General features: G+C 60.1%; 18 protein-coding genes. 15 read left to right on the forward strand and 3 right to left on the reverse strand.

Annotated elements, in window-relative coordinates; translation table 11 throughout:
- From GGE33_RS01360 to GGE33_RS01415, 12 genes are all read left to right on the forward strand, one after another.
- On the forward strand, nt 1-924 hold the full coding sequence (locus GGE33_RS01360) for a nucleoside hydrolase (protein ID WP_183820961.1): 924 nt from the start codon (nt 1-3) through the stop codon (nt 922-924).
- A complete protein-coding gene (locus tag GGE33_RS01365) occupies nt 921-2,708 on the forward strand; it encodes an adenine deaminase (protein WP_394353622.1) in 1,788 nt (595 codons plus the stop codon). The genes GGE33_RS01360 and GGE33_RS01365 overlap by 4 nt, the downstream gene beginning before the upstream one ends.
- A 19-nt stretch (nt 2,709-2,727) precedes the next feature.
- Nucleotides 2,728-3,405, forward strand: a complete 678-nt coding sequence (locus GGE33_RS01370) for a phosphoribosyltransferase (protein ID WP_183820962.1) — start codon at nt 2,728-2,730, stop codon at nt 3,403-3,405.
- A 382-nt stretch (nt 3,406-3,787) separates the two neighbouring features.
- A complete protein-coding gene (locus GGE33_RS01375; RefSeq protein ID WP_183820963.1) occupies nt 3,788-4,837 on the forward strand; it encodes a dipeptidase in 1,050 nt (349 codons plus the stop codon).
- 49 nt (nt 4,838-4,886) lie between these two features.
- Complete coding sequence (locus GGE33_RS01380) at nt 4,887-6,527, forward strand: ABC transporter substrate-binding protein (protein ID WP_183822236.1); 1,641 nt, start codon at nt 4,887-4,889, stop codon at nt 6,525-6,527.
- A gap of 286 nt (nt 6,528-6,813) precedes the next feature.
- The gene (locus GGE33_RS01385; RefSeq protein WP_394353635.1) at nt 6,814-7,818 is read left to right on the forward strand and encodes an ABC transporter permease; all 1,005 of its coding nucleotides are present in this window, start codon (nt 6,814-6,816) and stop codon (nt 7,816-7,818) included.
- Nucleotides 7,815-8,747: an ABC transporter permease gene (locus GGE33_RS01390; RefSeq protein ID WP_183820965.1), complete on the forward strand. Its 933-nt coding sequence runs from the start codon at nt 7,815-7,817 to the stop codon at nt 8,745-8,747. The genes GGE33_RS01385 and GGE33_RS01390 overlap by 4 nt, the downstream gene beginning before the upstream one ends.
- Nucleotides 8,744-9,583 (forward strand): ABC transporter ATP-binding protein, encoded by an 840-nt coding sequence (locus GGE33_RS01395; RefSeq protein ID WP_183820966.1) that lies wholly within the window; start codon nt 8,744-8,746, stop codon nt 9,581-9,583. Before GGE33_RS01390 ends, GGE33_RS01395 begins: the two co-directional genes overlap by 4 nt.
- The gene (locus tag GGE33_RS01400; protein ID WP_246435684.1) at nt 9,580-10,332 is read left to right on the forward strand and encodes an ABC transporter ATP-binding protein; all 753 of its coding nucleotides are present in this window, start codon (nt 9,580-9,582) and stop codon (nt 10,330-10,332) included. The genes GGE33_RS01395 and GGE33_RS01400 overlap by 4 nt, the downstream gene beginning before the upstream one ends.
- A 124-nt stretch (nt 10,333-10,456) precedes the next feature.
- Entirely contained in the window at nt 10,457-11,980 is a 1,524-nt protein-coding gene (locus GGE33_RS01405) for an ABC transporter substrate-binding protein (protein WP_183820967.1), read from the forward strand.
- Nucleotides 11,981-12,257: 277 nt separating this feature from the next.
- Complete coding sequence (locus GGE33_RS01410; RefSeq protein ID WP_183820968.1) at nt 12,258-13,205, forward strand: ABC transporter permease; 948 nt, start codon at nt 12,258-12,260, stop codon at nt 13,203-13,205.
- Nucleotides 13,205-14,029, forward strand: coding sequence for an ABC transporter permease (locus GGE33_RS01415; protein ID WP_183820969.1), 825 nt, complete (start codon nt 13,205-13,207; stop codon nt 14,027-14,029). The genes GGE33_RS01410 and GGE33_RS01415 overlap by 1 nt, the downstream gene beginning before the upstream one ends.
- 113 nt (nt 14,030-14,142) lie before the next feature.
- Here GGE33_RS01415 and GGE33_RS01420 read toward each other — a convergent pair whose 3' ends face one another.
- On the reverse strand, nt 14,143-14,361 hold the full coding sequence (locus GGE33_RS01420; RefSeq protein WP_183820970.1) for a hypothetical protein: 219 nt from the start codon (nt 14,359-14,361) through the stop codon (nt 14,143-14,145).
- Here GGE33_RS01420 and GGE33_RS01425 point away from each other — a divergent pair.
- Nucleotides 14,360-14,704, forward strand: coding sequence for an ElaB/YgaM/YqjD family protein (locus GGE33_RS01425; RefSeq protein ID WP_148143168.1), 345 nt, complete (start codon nt 14,360-14,362; stop codon nt 14,702-14,704). The genes GGE33_RS01420 and GGE33_RS01425 overlap by 2 nt on opposite strands.
- A gap of 6 nt (nt 14,705-14,710) precedes the next feature.
- Entirely contained in the window at nt 14,711-15,160 is a 450-nt protein-coding gene (locus tag GGE33_RS01430) for a hypothetical protein (protein ID WP_148143171.1), read from the forward strand.
- A 359-nt stretch (nt 15,161-15,519) separates the two neighbouring features.
- Here GGE33_RS01430 and GGE33_RS01435 read toward each other — a convergent pair whose 3' ends face one another.
- Both GGE33_RS01435 and GGE33_RS01440 read right to left on the reverse strand, forming a co-directional pair.
- Nucleotides 15,520-16,101: an RNA polymerase sigma factor gene (locus GGE33_RS01435; protein WP_148143172.1), complete on the reverse strand. Its 582-nt coding sequence runs from the start codon at nt 16,099-16,101 to the stop codon at nt 15,520-15,522.
- Nucleotides 16,098-16,292, reverse strand: a complete 195-nt coding sequence (locus GGE33_RS01440; protein WP_148143174.1) for a NepR family anti-sigma factor — start codon at nt 16,290-16,292, stop codon at nt 16,098-16,100. Before GGE33_RS01440 ends, GGE33_RS01435 begins: the two co-directional genes overlap by 4 nt.
- Before the next feature lie 165 nt (nt 16,293-16,457).
- On the opposite strand from GGE33_RS01440, the gene GGE33_RS01445 reads away from it, so the two are divergent.
- A complete protein-coding gene (locus GGE33_RS01445) occupies nt 16,458-17,252 on the forward strand; it encodes a response regulator (protein WP_148143644.1) in 795 nt (264 codons plus the stop codon).
- Nucleotides 17,253-17,580 lie beyond the last annotated feature (328 nt).

Genomic DNA, 17,580 nt, shown 5'->3' on the forward strand with positions numbered 1-17,580 from the left:
ATGGGTGTTTGGATCGATACCGATATGGGGTTCGATGATCTGGCCGCCATCATGGTTGTCGCCCATGGCGGGCTTGCCATCGACGGGATTTCGCTTGTCCTGGGCAATGCGCCGCTGGATCAGGTGCGCCGCAATGCGGCTGGCGCCGCCGCTGCCTTCGTCTGGCCGTTTCCCATTCACGCCGGGCGGGCAAAGCCGGTTCTCGGCAAGCTGGAGACAGCGGTTTCGATCCTGAGCGACGCGGGCATGCCGACTGCGGGTGAAGCCCTGCCGGCCGGTCCGGATACGTTCGTAGAGGATGCGTTCGAGGCGCTTTGTTCATGGTTGGAGCGCAGCGAAGGCGAGCGACGCATTCTGGCGCTTGGGCCTCTCACCAATATTGCCGCCGTGGCGCTGGCGCGACCGGACCTCGCCGTCAAGATCACCGACCTGACATGGATGGGCGGCGGACTGACGGCCGGCAATCACACGGCCTCCGCCGAGTTCAACGCCTTTGCCGATCCGGAAGCGGTGGCGATCGTTCTCGCTCACGGCATTCCGTTCCGGATGGTCGATCTCGATCTGTGCCGCAAGGTGCTTTGCGCGCCGGAAGATGTCGAGCCGGTGCGCTCTGCCGGTGGCCGCAATGCAACGCTGCTGGCCGATCTGCTGGCCGGTTTCGTTTCGATCGCTACCAGCCGCGGGCGTAAGGCGATGTCGCTTTACGACGCTGTTGCGGCGGTGGCCTTCGTGCAGCCGGATCTTGCGACATGGCAGGATGCACGGATCGACATGGAGCTGACGGGCAGTCACACGCGCGGGCGCACCGTGGTCGAGACACGAGCGGGCAAGGCAAAATTCAATGCGCAATTCGCGGCGGATATCGATGCTGAAAAGGCCAAGCAATCCATTCTCGATGCATTGAAGGCGGAGGCAAGCTGGTGAAGGACATTATCGCAACCGTTGGCGAATTTACCGAACCGTGCTTTCGCGACAATGCCGTGAAGGTCGCACGCGGAGATGCGCCCTTCGACATTTTGATTTCCGGCGGCACACTGGTGGATGTGGTGACCGGCGAGCTGCGCCCGGCCGATATCGGCATTGTCGGGCCACTGATCGTCAGCGTCCACGAGCGCGGTGCGCGCTCGGATGCGGCTCAGGTGATCGATGCGACTGGCGCGTTCGTCTCTCCCGGCCTGATCGATACGCATATGCATATCGAAAGCTCTATGGTGACGCCGGCGACCTATGCGGAGACTGTGGTGCCGCGCGGCGTGACGACGGTGGTGTGGGATCCGCATGAGTTCGGTAATGTCTGCGGTGTCGATGGCGTGGCATGGTCAGTGGAAGCTGTCCGCTCCTTGCCGCTAAGGGCCGTCGTCATGGCACCGTCCTGCGTTCCTTCCGCCCCCGGCTACGAGGTTGCCGGCGCGGATTTCGATGCCGATGTGATCGATGAAATGCTGCTGTGGCCGAAGATTGCCGGTCTTGCGGAAGTGATGAACATGCGCGGCGTGATCGATCGCGAACCACGCATCAGCAATATCGTGCAGAATGCACTCGTTTCGGAAAAGCTTGTCAGCGGCCATGCCCGCGGCCTCGCTGGCGGTGATCTTGCAGCTTTCATGACGGCTGGCGTCACGTCCGATCACGAGCTGACTTCCGCCGAAGACCTGATGCAGAAGCTGCGCGCCGGCCTGACGATCGAGATGCGCGGTTCACATGACCATCTTCTGCCGGAATTCGTCGAGGCGCTGAACACGCTCGGGCATCTGCCGCAGACTGTGACGATCTGCACCGACGACGTGTTCCCCGACGATCTTGTCGATGGCGGCGGTCTCGATGACGTGGTGCGCCGGTTGGTGCGCTACGGTATGAAGCCGGAATGGGCGCTGCAGGCGGCGACGCTGAACGGATCGGTCAGGATCGGCCGCGCAGATCTCGGGTTGATCGCGGCCGGTCGCCGAGCAGATATCGTTCTCTTCGAAGATCTCAAGGATTTTCGCACACGTGCGGTCGTGGCGAGCGGCCACATCGTCTCGCGCGATGGAAAGATGACGGGCGATGTGTGCCGGATGAACCCCAATCCGCTGCGCCGTTCGGTAAAGCTGCAGAATTTGCAGGAAGATGATTTCAAACTTCGCTCTGAAGGTACCCGGGTGAGGGTCGCGACCATTGATCGGCCGCGGTTCACACGCTGGGGGCAGGCGGATGCGGTTGTCGAAAACGGGTTCGTGGTACCCCCGCAGGAATCGGTGTTGATCGCCGTGACTCATCGCCATGGCCGTGTCGACAGCCGCACCCGGTTGGGTTTCCTCACCGGATGGGGCAAGTGGAAGGGCGCTTTCGCGACGACCGTGGCACATGACAGCCATAACCTCACCGTTTTCGGTTCTGATCCGCGCGACATGGCGGCTGCCGCCAATGCGGTGATCGCGTCGGGCGGCGGCATGGCGGTTGCAATCGGCGGCAAGGTGGTGAGCTTGCTTCCGCTGCCGCTGGCGGGTCTCGTGTCGGAAGAGCCGGTCGAGGTGGTTGCCGATCAGTTCCGCTCGATCCGTGCGGCAATGGACAAGGTTGTCGATTGGGAGCCGCCCTATCTGGTGTTCAAGGCCTGTTTCGGCGCGACGCTGGCCTGCAATGCAGGGCCACATCAGACCGACCGGGGCATTGCCGACGTGACCACCGGCACGCTAATGGACAGCCCGATACTGGAAATTCTGGCATAATATAGGGTTGGGAAAAGCGATGCAGCCGCATGAATTCTGGCAGGAGCTGCACGCTCCCCGGTCGTTCGACGAGGCCGGGCCGTTTTCCGGTTTCTTTCCAGCAAGGCTCGACAGCGGCGAACAGATCAGGCTGCCGATCCGGCCGCTTGCCGATGGACAGCATGCACTGGCATCGCTGATCATCAATCAGGCAAGCTTTGATTTGCAGGATGCGCTAGCCGCCGATCTGGCGCCGAAGATCGCGGCGCTTCGGCCGGAAGTGATCGTCGGTCTGCCGACCCTGGGCCTGACGCTTGCGGCCGCGGTGGCGCGGATGCTGGGTTTTGCCCGCTACGTGCCGCTCGGGACCTCGAAGAAATTCTGGTATGACGAGGAGCTTTCCGTGCCTCTGTCTTCGATCACCACACCTGAACAGCAGAAACGGCTATACGTCGACCCGCGGATGATGCCGCTGATCGAAGGCAAGCGGGTGGCGCTGATTGACGACGTGATTTCTAGTGGGACGTCGATCATTTCCGGCCTGACGCTGATGACGTCGATCGGGGTCGAGCCGGTGGTGATCGGTGCGGCGATGCTGCAATCGGATCGCTGGGAGCAGAAGCTCGACGATTTCGGGCCGGATTGGAAGGGGCGGGTGGTTTCGTGTTTCCGCACGCCGATATTGGAGAAGGCCGGTGAGGGGCTTTGGTCTGCGTAACTGCCATTGGCTGAGATCAACTGAGATAGAAAGTTCTTTCACGCGAAGGACTTCGCGTGGCTGGATTCCTGCGACAAGCACAGGAATGAGGGGATGTGGGGTACGCTTGGCAACCCTCTCTAGCGCTGTGCTCCCTGTGTCGACTGGCAAAAGCGCTGTTTCCTTTGACGTCGCATCGTTTCGATAGGGGGGTGGCGGAAACCTTCCCATCCTCATTCCTGTGCTTGTGACAGGAATCCAGCCGACGCGCGTCTGCGCGGCGAAAAGACTCTTGTTCGCCCACGACGAGGCAGTTCCATTTTCGGCTTGCGGACATGAGATTGCTGGCTAGGATCGCCACATCCTACCTCAAGACCCAAGCGAAATTTTCAGGAAGACTTTGATGGAACTGGTGTTCGACGGCCATAACGATGTGTTGTTGCGGCTCTGGCGGAACATGAAGGCGGGAGCTGATCCCGTTGTGGAATTCTCCAAAGGTACCCCCGAAGGCCATATCGATGCGCCGCGGGCGCGAGCGGGTGGTCTCGCGGGTGGTCTTTGCGCGATCTACATTCCCTCCGGCGATCTGGTGCTCAAGGATCCCGAACCGGACGGGAGTTATGTGACGCCGCTTGCCGCACCGCTCGAATACGCACATTCGCTGGATATAGGGCTGGAAAAGGCGGCAATCGCGCTGCGGCTGGAACGGGCAGGGGCTTGGAAACTCTGCCGGTCCACCGCCGATATCCGGCAGGCGATGAAGGACGGCGTATTTGCCGCCGTGCTGCACATGGAAGGCTGCGAACCGATCGACGCTGACCTCGCCAATCTCGACGTCTTCCATGCGGCCGGTCTTCGCTCGCTCGGGCCGGTCTGGAGCCGCCACAACATTTTTGGCCATGGCGTGCCGTTCGCCTTTCCGATGACGACGGATACCGGGCCGGGGCTGACCGATCTCGGCTTCGAGCTGATCAAGGCCTGCAACCGGCTCGGCATCCTGATCGACCTGTCGCACATTACAGAACAGGGTTTCTGGGATGTGGCGAAGACTTCCGACCAACCGCTGATCGCAAGCCATTCAAATGCACATTCTCTGACGCCAGTCGCCCGTAACCTGACTGACAGGCAGATGGACGCGATCAAGGAGAGCGGCGGGCTCGTGGGCCTGAACTATGCGGTCACCATGCTGCGCGACGACGGGCTGGACATTGCGGCCACGCCGATCTCCGAGATGATACGCCATGTGGACTACATGGTTGAGCGGATGGGGATCGACCATGTAGCGATCGGATCGGACTTCGACGGCTGCACCGTACCGGTCGAAATTCGTGATGCTGCGGGCAATCAAAATCTGGTTGCAGCTTTAAAAACAGCGGGATACGCTGGCGAGGATTTGGCCAAGCTGGCCCGCGAAAACTGGTTGAGGGTTCTCGGCAAAGCCTGGCACGAATAACGGCCCGAAGCGGGCCGGACATGAGCAAATGACAACAGGGGAACTGATCATGCTCCACTCTTTCCGCACTTCCGTCCGAATGCTTTCCACGAGCGCAGCGTTGTCGCTGCTGTTGGTCGCAGCACCGCAGGCATTCGCCGCGACGCCGGCCGATACGCTGGTCGAAGGCTTTGCGATCGACGACATTATCACCATTGATCCGGGCGAAGCCTTCGAGCTTTCCACTGCCGAAGTGACCGCCAATACCTATAGCAAGCTGGTCATGCTGGATCCGGCCGACACGTCCAAGGTCATAGGTGATCTGGCGGCCAGCTGGACTGTTTCCGACGACGGCATGACCTATACGTTCAAGCTGAAGCCGGACCTCAAATTTGCCTCCGGCAACCCGCTGACCGCCGAAGACGTTGCCTTCTCGTTCGAACGCGCCGTCAAGCTCGACAAATCTCCGGCCTTCCTTCTGACCCAGTTCGGGCTGACCGGCGACAATGTTGCCGAGAAGGCCAAGGCGACCGCGCCCGACACGTTCACCTTCACGGTCGACAAGGCCTATGCGCCGAGCTTCGTGCTTAACGTATTGACCGCCACCGTCGCTTCCGTTGTCGACAAGAAGGTGGTGATGGAACATGCCAAGGCGATGACGCCTTCGGCCGATTACAAATACGACAGTGATTTCGGCAATGAGTGGATGAAGACCGGTTTTGCCGGTTCCGGCCCGTACAAGGTGCTGGCATGGCGCGCCAATGAGGCCGTCATCATGGAAGCCAACCCGAATTACTACGGCGAGAAGCCGAAGCTGAAGCGCGTCATCTATCGCCACATGAAGGAAAGCTCCGGCCAGCGTCTGGCACTGGAAAACGGCGATATCGATATCGCCCGTAACCTCGAGCCGAACGATGTGGAGGCTGTTTCCAAGAAGGAAGGCCTGTCGATCACGTCTGCGCCGAAGGGCACGATCTACTATTTCAGCCTCAACCAGAAAAACGAGAAGCTGGCCAAGCCCGAAGTGGCGGAAGCGTTCAAGTATCTGGTCGATTATGACGCGATCGGCGCGACGCTGATCAAGGGTATCGGCGAAATCCACCAGACCTTCCTGCCGAAGGGCCAGCTCGGTGCGCTGAACGACAACCCTTACAAGCTGGATGTCGCCAAGGCGAAGGAACTGCTTGCCAAGGCGGGGCTGAAGGACGGCTTTACCGTGACCATGGATGTGCGCAACACGCAGCCGGTGACGGGCATTGCCGAAAGCGTGCAGCAGACACTGGCGCAGGCCGGCATCAAGCTCGAAATCATTCCGGGCGACGGCAAGCAGACGCTGACGAAATTCCGCGCCCGCACCCACGACATCTATATCGGCCAGTGGGGTTCGGACTATTTCGACCCGAACTCGAATGCCGAAACCTTCGTCATCAACTACGACAATTCCGACGAGGGCAAGAACAAGACGCTGGCATGGCGTAATGCCTGGGATGTGCCTAAGAACATCGAAGAGGCTGCCCAGGGGGCGTTGCTTGAAAAGGATGCAGCCAAGCGTGCGGCAGTCTACGAGGACCTGCAGAAGAAGGCGCTTGCCCAGAGCCCGTTCGTGATCATCTTCCAGCAGACGGAAGTTGCCGGTTACTCGTCGAAGCTGAAAGACTTCAAGCTTGGGCCGAGCTTCGATACGAACTTCGTCTATCCGGTTTCGAAGTAGCAGGCTTGGCGGGTTTGAAATTCGGACGGTGCGGCTTGCCTCCTTCTCCCCGCCTGCGGGGAGAAGGTCCGGAGCGCTAGCGAGGGAATGAGGGGCAGTCGCGGGCGCTGAGTTCGCGGCATTTGCCCCTCATCCGCCTGCCGGCACCTTCTCCCCGTTTCACGGGGAGAAGGCCGCGTGCCGCAACGCCCCAAATCCTTCGCGTTGCTCAAAGGAGAACTCCTTGACGCTTACCGATACGACGGCAGTGACACGGCGCAACCGGCGCCGTGCTTCCTCCTTTGGCATGGCGGTGGTCCGTTTCGTGGTCACGGTCGTCACCACTTTTCTCGGCCTTCTGGCCGTCACCTTCTTCATTGGCCGCGTGGTGCCGATCGATCCGGCGCTGGCGATCGTCGGCGATCGTGCGCCGGCGCACGTGGTGGAGCGGGTTCGGGAAGAGCTTGGCCTCAATCTGCCGCTCTACCAGCAGTTCTGGATCTACATAAAACAGGCGCTGACGGGTGATTTCGGCACGTCGGTACTGACCACCAATCCCGTGATGGCGGATATCGCGCGGGTGTTTCCCGCAACGATCGAGCTTGCGACGATCGGCACGATCATCGGAGCGCTGATCGGCGTGCCGCTCGGTGTGCTCGCCGCCGTCAAGCGCGGATCGATCGCCGACCAGATCGTGCGGGTGATCGGGCTGATCGGTTATTCGGTGCCGATCTTCTGGCTTGGCCTGCTGGCGCTGGTACTGTTTTACGCCAAACTCGGATGGGTGGCCTATCCGGGGCGTATCGACATCGTTTACGAATATACGTTCACGCCGCAGACGGGCTTTTTCCTGTTTGACGCGATCTGGCAGGGGCAGTGGGATGTGGCATGGGATCTGTTCCGCCACATCATCCTGCCGGGCGGGCTGCTCGGCTATTTCTCGCTTGCCTACATCAGCCGGATGACGCGGAGCTTCATGCTCAACGAGTTGCAACAGGAATATATCGTGGCTGCCCGCGCGAAAGGCCTGTCGGAGACGCGGATCATCTGGTTCCATGCGCTGCGCAATGCCGCCGTGCCGCTGGTGACGGTGATCGCGCTTTCCTATGCGGGGCTGCTGGAAGGATCGGTGCTGACGGAGACGATCTTCTCCTGGCCGGGGCTTGGCCTCTACATCACCAACTCGCTGCAGAATGCCGACATGAATGCCGTGCTCGGCGGCACGATCGTCATCGGCGCGGTGTTCATTGCCATCAACATATTGTCCGACCTTCTCTACCGGACGCTTGATCCGAGGACGAGAAGCCGATGAGTGTTCTTCAAGCAAGTGAAAAGCCCTATAGCCGCGAATGGCTCCTGTCCGAACAACCTACATCGCGGCATCAGGCAAGGCTTGGGCGCGCCTATGTGATCTGGCGGCGGTTTTCCGCCAACCGGCTGGCGCTGGCCGGCCTCGGCATCATTCTTCTCCTGATCCTCGTTGCGATCTTCGCCGATGTGCTGGCGCCGCATAACCCGGTGCAGGGCGACCTGCGCAATTCGCGGCTTCTGCCGCCGGGTTCTGCGGGTTACCTGCTCGGCACCGATGACCAGGGGCGTGATATTCTTTCGCGCCTGATCCACGGGTCGCGGCTGACGCTGTTCGTCGTGGTGCTGGTGGCGATCATCGCAGCTCCCGTCGGTCTTATCATCGGCACGGTTTCCGGTTATGCGGGTGGCTGGGTGGATGCAGTGCTGATGCGGATTACCGACATCTTTCTCGCCTTTCCGAAGCTGGTTCTGGCATTGGCGCTGGTGGCGGCTCTCGGCCCAGGGATTGAGAATGCGGTTCTTGCCATCGCCGTCACCTCATGGCCGCCTTATGCGCGTATCGCCCGCGCCGAGACGATGACGTTTCGCAATTCGGAATTTATTTCCGCCGTGAAGCTGATGGGGGCTTCGCCGTTCCGCATCGTCCTTCGCCACGTCATGCCGCTTTGCCTTTCCTCCCTGATCGTGCGTGTGACGCTCGATATGGCGGGAATCATCCTCACCGCCGCCGGCCTCGGCTTTCTCGGCCTCGGCGCGCAGCCGCCGTTGCCGGAATGGGGTGCGATGATCGCGTCGGGCCGCCGCTTCATTCTCGACCAGTGGTGGGTCGCGGCAATGCCGGGTGCGGCGATCCTGATTGTCTCGCTCGGTTTCAACCTGCTCGGCGATGGATTGCGCGATGCGCTCGATCCGAAGGAGGCGGGCCAATGAGTGAGGCACCCTTGCTGACGGTCGAAGACCTGCGGGTGAGTTTTCCAACGCGGACGGGTGAAGTGCAGGCGGTGCGCGGCGTGTCCTTCACGCTCGGGCGCGAAAGGCTTGGGATTGTCGGCGAAAGCGGTTCCGGCAAGTCGCAGACGGGCCGGGCGATCATGGGACTGACGCCGAAACATGCCAAGATTACCGCGAAGACGCTGAACTTTGCCGGACGTGATCTTCTGAGCATTTCCGACCGCGAGCGGCGGGAGATCCGGGGGAAACGGATCGGCATGGTGCTGCAAGATCCGAAATATTCGCTGAACCCCGTCTCGACCATCGGAAGGCAGATCATCGAGACGCTGAAGACGCATGAAAAGATCTCGACTGCGGAGGCGAAGGCGCGCACGCTTGCGATGCTGGAAGCGGTGCAAATCCGTGATCCGGAGCGGGTGTTTTCGCTTTATCCGCACGAGGTTTCCGGTGGCATGGGGCAGCGGGTTATGATCGCGATGATGCTGATCTGCGGGCCGGAACTGCTGATCGCTGACGAGCCGACCTCGGCGCTTGACGTGACCGTGCAGCTCGAAGTGCTCGGCATTCTCGACAAGCTGGTGGCCGAGCGCGGCATGGGGCTGATCTTCGTGTCGCACGACTTGCGGCTCGTCTCGTCCTTCTGCGACCGGGTGCTTGTGATGTATGCGGGGCGCGTGGTGGAGGAACTGCCGTCGGCGGATCTTTCCAAGGCTCAGCATCCCTATACGCAAGGCCTGCTCAATTGCCTGCCGACAATCGGCTCCGACCGGCATCCGCTACCGGTGCTCGACCGCAAGAAGGAGTGGGCGCTATGACGACGAATGTTCTTTCCGTCAAAGACATGGTCGTCACGTTCGACGAGTTTGTCGCGCTCGACCGTGTGTCGGTCGATGTGGCTGAAGGCGAGAGTTTCGGCATCGTCGGCGAAAGCGGCTCTGGAAAATCGACGCTGCTGCGCGCGGTGGCGGGCTTGAATACGTTCAGCGCCGGGACGCTTTCGATCAACGGACAGTCCTATTCGGGCCGCAGCCGGTCGAAGGATTTTTATCGCACTGTGCAGATGGTATTTCAGGATCCCTACGGATCGCTGCATCCGCGCCAGACGGTGGACCGGCTGCTCCTGGAGCCGCTGGCGATCCACGGGTTCGACAATGTCGACCAGCGGATCATGCGGGCGCTGGACGAGGTGGGGTTGGGGTCGGGTTTCCGGTTTCGGTATTCGCACCAGCTTTCCGGCGGACAGCGGCAGCGCGTGGCAATCGCCCGGGCGCTGATCCTGGAGCCGAAGGTTCTGCTGCTTGATGAGCCGACCTCTGCGCTCGACGCTTCGATCCAGGCGGAAATCCTCAATCTGCTGGAACAGGCGCGAAAAGATCGCGGGCTGACCTTCGTGATGGTCAGCCACGATCTCGGTGTCATCAGCCATATGTGCGAAAGGCTGGCGGTGATGAAGTCGGGCAAGGTTGTTGAAACGGTTACTGCCGATGCGCTGGAAAGCCGTGCGTTCTCTGCTGACTATACACGGCAGCTCATGACCGCCAGCGAAGGATTTCGCCGCGTCTGACCCCGTGTTTCAGCAAAGTCGGAAGTGCTTGGAAGGTCGCGAATGAGCATTGTGTGCAGTTGCGAAATGCCCTTAGACTGCATTTAACAAAGCTGCAGGCAGCGAATAACGGGGAGCTTATACGATGCAGACGATCTTCTCCTGGTCTCAGGTCTCTCGGCGTGGCGTGATGGGGCTGGCGCTTGGCGCTGGCATTGTCTTGGCGGCACCCTATGCGCAGGCCGCGCCCAAGACTGCTGCGACGATCGGCATGACGGTTGAGCCGGGTGGTCTCGATCCGACGATCGGCGCGCAGGTGATGATCGGGCAGGTGACATGGCAGAACATTTTTGAAGGCCTGACGACGATCGACAAGGCGGGCAAGGTGCAGCCGCAGCTTGCCGAGAGCTGGGACGTTTCGCCAGATGGAAAGACCTATACGTTCAAGCTTCGGCAGGGCGTGAAATTCCACAATGGCGTGGCCTTTGACAGTTCTGTCGCCAAGTTCACGCTCGACCGCGCCCGCGGCGCTGATAGCGTCAATCCGCAGAAGCGTTATTTCACCTCGATCGACACGATCGAGACGCCGGATGCCTCGACGCTGGTGCTGAAACTCAAGCAGCCGACCGGCAGCCTGCTCTACTGGTTCGGCTGGCCGGCGGCCGTGATGGTGGAGCCATCGACTGCTGCTGATAACAAGACCAATCCGGTCGGAACCGGGCCTTTTGTTTTCAGCAGCTGGGCCAAGGGTACGAAAGTCGATCTGAAGAAGAATGCCGGTTACTGGAACAAGGATGTTTCGGTGAAGCTGGAGACGGCTTCCTTCCGTTTCATCAACGACCCGCAGGCGCAGTCGGCCGCGTTGACGGCAGGCGATGTCGATGCTTTTCCTGAATTCGGTGCGCCGGAACTGGTTTCCTCCTTCGAGGGCAGCGACAAGCTGGCGACGGTGATCGGTAACACCGAGCTCAAGGTCGTGGCGGGCATGAACAATTCCCGCAAGCCGTTTTCCGACAAAAAGGTCCGTCAGGCGCTGATGATGGCGGTCGACCGGGCGATGGTTGTGGAGGGTGCATGGTCGGGCCTCGGCACGCCGATCGGCAGCCATTACACGCCGAATGACCGTGGCTACAAGGATCTTACCGGCGTCTATCCTTATGATGTCGAAAAGGCCAAGGCGCTTCTGGCGGAAGCGGGTTACCCGAACGGTTTCTCCTTCACCATGAAGGCGCCGCAGATGGCCTATGCGCAGCGCTCGTCGCAGATCCTTCAGGCGCTGTTTGCCGAAATCGGCGTGACGATGAATATCGAAACCACCGAGTTTCCGGCGAAATGGGTGGCGGATGTGCTGAAGGCCGCCGATTACGACATGACCATTGTTGCCCATGCGGAACCGATGGATATCGATATCTACGCGCGCGACCCGTATTACTTCAATTACAAGAACCCGGAATTCAACGCCATCCTCGCCAAGGTCGAGGCAAGCACCGATGCCTCGGAGCAGGACAAGCTTTATGGCGAAGCGCAGACCATTCTCGCCAATGATGTGCCGGCGCTGTTTCTGTTCGTGATGCCCAAGCTCGGGATCTGGAACAAGAAGCTGAAGGGGCTTTGGGAGAATGAACCGATCCCGTCGAATGTGCTGACCGAGGTGCATTGGGAAGAGTGAGGGGTTTGGTCTGGCATAACGGGGCGGCATTCCGATCTCCCCCCTTGTGGGAGGGATGCCCGGTAGGGCAGAGGGGGGCTGTTGCGGCAAACTCATCCATCTCTGATTATCCCATGGCGGGCAGCGACGTTTCACCCCCCTCTGTCACTTTCGTGACATCTCCCCCACAAGGGGGGAGATCAGTTGGAGGTCGTTGCGCCTGCCTCGTTTCTCTCTCATGCCTTTTCTGGTTTAGGCAGAGGGCCGCGATGGGCTATGCGGGAGCTTGCTGTAAGCCATGATCTCCATCCTTATCCGCCGTATCGTCAGCCTGATCGTCACGCTGCTCGTCGTGTCCCTGCTGATCTTCACCGTCATGAACCTTTTGCCGGGTGACCCTGCGGCGATCATGCTTGGGACTTCGGCGACGCCGGAGACTTTGGCGGCGCTCAGGACCCAGATGGGGCTGGATGAGCCGCTTGTCGTTCGCTATCTCGCCTGGCTTATCGGCGTGCTGCAGGGTGATCTCGGGCAGTCTTATACTTATGGCGTTCCCGTTGCAGGGCTGATCGTCGAGCGGCTGGCGGTGACGCTGCCCTTAGCCTTGATGGCAGTGGTGATGTCGGTTGCGATTGCGGTGCCGCTCGGCGTGGCGGCGGCGCGGCGGCATAATGGATTGTTCGATTATCTTGCTGGCGCCTTTTCCTATATTTCCATCGCGGTGCCGGCCTTCTGGGTAGGGTTGCTGCTGATCATTGCGTTTTCGACCAAGCTTGGCTGGATGCCGGCCGGCGGGTTTCCGGGCTGGGATGCGGGGCTTGGGGTGGGACTTGCCGCATTGCTGATGCCGGCCATTGCGCTGGCGCTGCCGCAGGCAGGTGTGCTGACGCGGGTGGCGCGCAGCGCGGTGCTGGACGTGATGGGCGAGGATTTCGTTCGTACCGCCCGAGCCAAGGGTTTGAGCGACAAGGCGGCTGTCTGGCGGCATGCGCTGCCGAATGCACTGATCCCGGTCGTGACCATGATCGGGTTGCAGTTCACTTTCCTGATCGCAGGCGCGGTGCTGGTGGAAAACGTTTTTAACCTGCCGGGCCTGGGGCGGCTGGCACTGCAGGCTTTGTCGCAGCGCGATATCATCGTGATGCAGGACGTAGTGCTATTCTTTTCCGCGCTCGTGATCGTGATGAATTTCCTCGTCGATCTCGCATATCTGGTGATCGACCCGAGACTGCGGGTGGCGACGTGATGGCCGGGATCTTTCGTCGTCCCGTGCTGCTGATCGGGCTTGTCGTGACGCTGGCGCTTGTCGGCGTGGCGCTTCTTTCGCTCGTCTGGACGCCGTCCTTGCCGTCGAAGATGAATATCGTGCAGCGGTTGAAGCCACCGCTCGGGCCGGGTGGGTTGCTCGGTACGGATCAGTTCGGCCGCGATGTCGCCTCGATGCTGATGGTAGGGGCGTGGAATTCGCTCTCGACCTCGTTCCTGGCCGTTGCGATCGGTGCGATGGTCGGTTCGGCCGTGGGCGTCATCGTGGCCATGCAGCGCGGGTGGCTGGAGCTGATCGTGATGCGCGGCTGCGACATCATCTTTGCGGTACCGCCCATTCTGTCGGCGATGATGCTCGGCGCCTTTCTCGGATCGGGCCGGTTTACGGCGATCATTGCGATTGCGGTGTTCATGGTGCCGGTCTTTGCGCGGCTCACACTCGCCGGGGCGAAGCAGATTTGGGCGCGGGATTATGTGACAGCGGCGGTCGGGATCGGCCGATCGAAGGCGAAGATCACGCTCGTGCATATCCTGCCGAATATTTCCAACCAGATCATCGTACAGGTGACGATCCAGCTCGGTCTGGCAATTTTGACAGAGGCCGGGCTCTCGTTTTTGGGGCTCGGCATGCCGCCGCCGGCGCCGACCTGGGGGCGGATGCTCGCAGACAGCCAGACGTTTTTCGGCCAGGCGCCGTGGCTTGCCATCCTGCCGGGCATGGCAATCGCGGTTGCCGTTCTAGGCCTGAACATGCTCGGAGACGGGCTACGCGACATGCTCGATCCGAAAACCAACGCGGGCTGAGACTTTCTCAGTTTTTGCCGTTCATGATTGGAACAAACCCACACCTCTGACGTTGTTCGCGTGCAGTCATTGGCATGCAGGTTTTGTCTTGCCTTGAACCATGGGTAGGGGAGTTATCGATTGAACGACGCTGCAGAAAAGCCAAAGGCGACGAGATCGCGTAGAAAGCTATCCGCCCAGCCGGCTGAGGCATCCGCCACCGTGACTTCGTCCAAGGCCGAGCCGAAGCGTGCGGCTAATGCTCCCGAAAAGGCGACAGCAAATCGTGCCTCGCGCAAAGCCAAAGCATTGCCCGCAGCCAAAACTAACGTGATCAAACAGGAGACCGTCATGCCAGCATCGACCTCGACGACGACGACCGAATTTCCGCGCACCGGTTCTGCAGCTTCGACCAAGGATATCGAACTGCAGCTGGAGCAGCTGCGTGAAGATATCGCGGCGCTGGCCAAGACTGTTGCAGCTGTCGGCAACGAAAAGGCTTCTGAGATGAAGAGCAAGGCGAAGCGTGCCGCAGCCGACGCGAGTGATGCATCCTACCAGATCGCCGAGGCCGCAAAGAATCAGGCGTTGACCTGGGAGCGTGATCTCGAAGGCCAAATCCGTGCCAATCCGCTTCAGTCGGTTGCAATTGCGGCCGGCGTCGGTTTCCTGTTTGCGCTCCTCTCGCGCCGCTGATCCTCGATGCTGACAGCACTGGGGCCGCTGGTCGCATCCTTCATCGCAATGGATGTGGCAGCGATGAAACGAAAGATCAGGCGCAACGCGATCCTTTACGGGATCGCGGCTGCGTTTTTGTGGACCGCCTACGGTTTGCTCGTGGCTGCACTCGCCATTCATCTCGGTGAACGATGGGGGCTTCCTATTGCGATGCTGGTCATTGCTGGCGGCATGATCGTCATGGCACTGTTCATCATTGCCATCGTGATGATGCTCAACGCTGCCGAGGAGCGGCGCAAGAGGCGTGAGGCGGCTGCCAACAGCCAGCGGGCTCTTGCAATGACCGCGGCTGTTTCGGCGTTGCCGTTTCTGATGAAGTCGAAACCGTTGATGTTGCTTGCCGTTGCCGGGGGCCTTGGTTTCCTTGCGACGAAGGGTGGCGGATCGAGGCAGGGACCACCGCCGGCGGAGTAAGGTTTTTGCAGGGTTTGTGAGATGAAAGGCCGCTCGGAAATTTCGGGCGGCTTTTTTGTTTGTTGGTGATGGTTCAGTGATCCAGCTTTTGGAAAAGCTTCGAGTCTGCCGCCTGCCCCTCATCCGCCTGCCGGCACCTTCTCCCCGCGGGCGGGGGAGAAGGACGCAAGCCGCAACGTTTCCGTTCCTCTCTTCTCTAAGGTCCAGCAGGGCACGTCCCCTCTCCCGGCATGCGGGGAGAGGGTTAGGGTGAGGGGCAGGCCGCATATGAGAGGCCGCGCGTTGATCTCTAAAAGAGAAGTCAGTCAAATAAAAAGCCGCCCGGAGGCGGCCTTTCTCGATGGTGATGGGCTGTGCAATCAACTACCAAACGCTCTTGCCGTGATTGCGGCATCACCCGCATCCGGGCCATAGTCGCTTTCGCCGGAGACGCCGAGCAGTTCCTGCAGGCGGGTGCGGGCGCGCGAGACGCGGCTCTTGATCGTGCCGACGGCGCAGCCGCAGATTTCGGCGGCTTCCTCATAGGCAAAACCGGCAGCGCCAACGAGCACGATTGCTTCGCGCTGGTCTTCCGGAAGCTTGTCGAGCGCCTGGCGGAAGTCCTGCAGGTCGAGACGGCCATATTGTTCGGGGTGAACGGAAAAACGTTCGGAAAACAGGCCGTCACTGTCCTGCACTTCGCGGCCACGCTTGCGCATCTGGCTGTAGAATTCATTGCGAAGAATGGTGAACAGCCATGCACGCATGTTGGTGCCTGCCGTGAAGCTTTTCTGGTTCGCCCAGGCCTTCATGATCGTATCCTGAACGAGGTCGTCCGCCTTGTCGTGGCGACCGGTCAGGGACACGGCAAAGGCACGCAGGTTGGGTAGCGACGCGAGCAGGTCTCGCTTGAAGACGCGGTCATCCGCATCTGCCTTGGTGGATTCAGCCTGTGCGCTCATTTTGCATCCACCGCCTTGGCGTTTGTTTTTTGAGCGTTTTCAGCAGCTTCCAACCGTTCGAGGAGATCGAGAAAGCGATCCGGAATGCCTTCTTCCTGCACGGCATCATAAAACTCCTTCAACTTCCGCGAGATGGAAGCATTCGGAGCTATGGTTCCTGGCTTGATTTGTGAGGTTTCGGCTGTGGTCATATCATGATTTTTTCTGATCTCGTCACTCATAACGCGGGCGCCTGCTATCAAATTGTCGGGTGGAAAATGCCCGAGTTTAAAAAAAGTTCCGTCTTGCGGAACTTATTTTGCATCGCCACGTTAAACTCAAGTCAATTGCCCAACAGGGTCCAGGGGAGAATTTGCATGTCACTCACCACGCGCGTTGCGTCACACCTTCCTTACCTGCGTCGGTATGCCCGAGCGGTAACCGGATCGCAGACGTCAGGAGACGCTTATGTGGCCGCCGTTCTTGAAGCGCTGATCGCCGATGTTTCCATCTTTCCGGAAAGCTCAAAGGATCGCGTTTCGCTTTATAAACTATTCGTCGCGATTTTTGGTTCCACATCCATAGAGATCAGGCCGATCGAATCCCCGTTCGCGTGGGAGCAGCGTGCGGCTGTCAATCTATCGAACATTCCTTCCCAGGCACGTCATGCTTTCCTGCTGATTTCCGTCGAAGGCTTTACGCCTGAGGAAGCTGCAGAGGTGCTGGATGTCAGTGTAGCTGAAGTCAACAAGCTGCTCGACGAAGCGTCCCGCGAAATCTCGCGACAGGTGGCGACCGATATCATGATCATCGAGGACGAGCCGCTGATCGCGCTCGACATCGAACAGATGGTCCAGGATCTCGGCCACCGCGTGACAGGAATTGCCCGCACCCACAAAGAGGCGGTGTCGCTATTCCAGTCGTCGCAGCCGAAGATGGTGCTTGCCGATATCCAGCTGGCCGATGGCAGTTCTGGCATCGACGCGGTCAACGAGATTCTGAAGACGTCCAGCGTGCCGGTCATTTTCATCACGGCCTTCCCAGAACGGCTGCTGACCGGCGAAAGGCCTGAGCCTGCCTTCCTCGTTACCAAACCGTTCAATCCGGATATGGTGAAAGCATTGATCAGTCAGGCGCTGTTCTTCAACGAGGCGGTGAAGGCGGCTGCGTGAGCGGCTCGATCTTTTGATCTTTATGCTTCAGGAACAAAATTATCAGGATAGTGTTGTGGCAAGTCGGCTCACGCGGCATGGCACCCCTTGTTTTAGTTGTCCTGTGCCTATTCTTAATGATGGTCTGACATTGCAGGTTCCGGTGCTTTAGGCACCGGACCAGCGCGTACGAAGTAAAGGCACCTGTCCGTCTTCATCACGCGAAGCATTTGGACATGTTCGATTGCCGTGGCAGCCGGGCGGTCCTAAGAGAGAAACACGAGCATCTGGCGCTGCCATTGGGGCGTCACAGGATGAAGCGGTAGATGGAGTGGCAAGATTGGCGCAT

Origin of the sequence: Aliirhizobium cellulosilyticum (assembly GCF_014198105.1) — a bacterium.
Classification (GTDB): Bacteria; Pseudomonadota; Alphaproteobacteria; order Rhizobiales; family Rhizobiaceae; genus Neorhizobium; species Neorhizobium cellulosilyticum.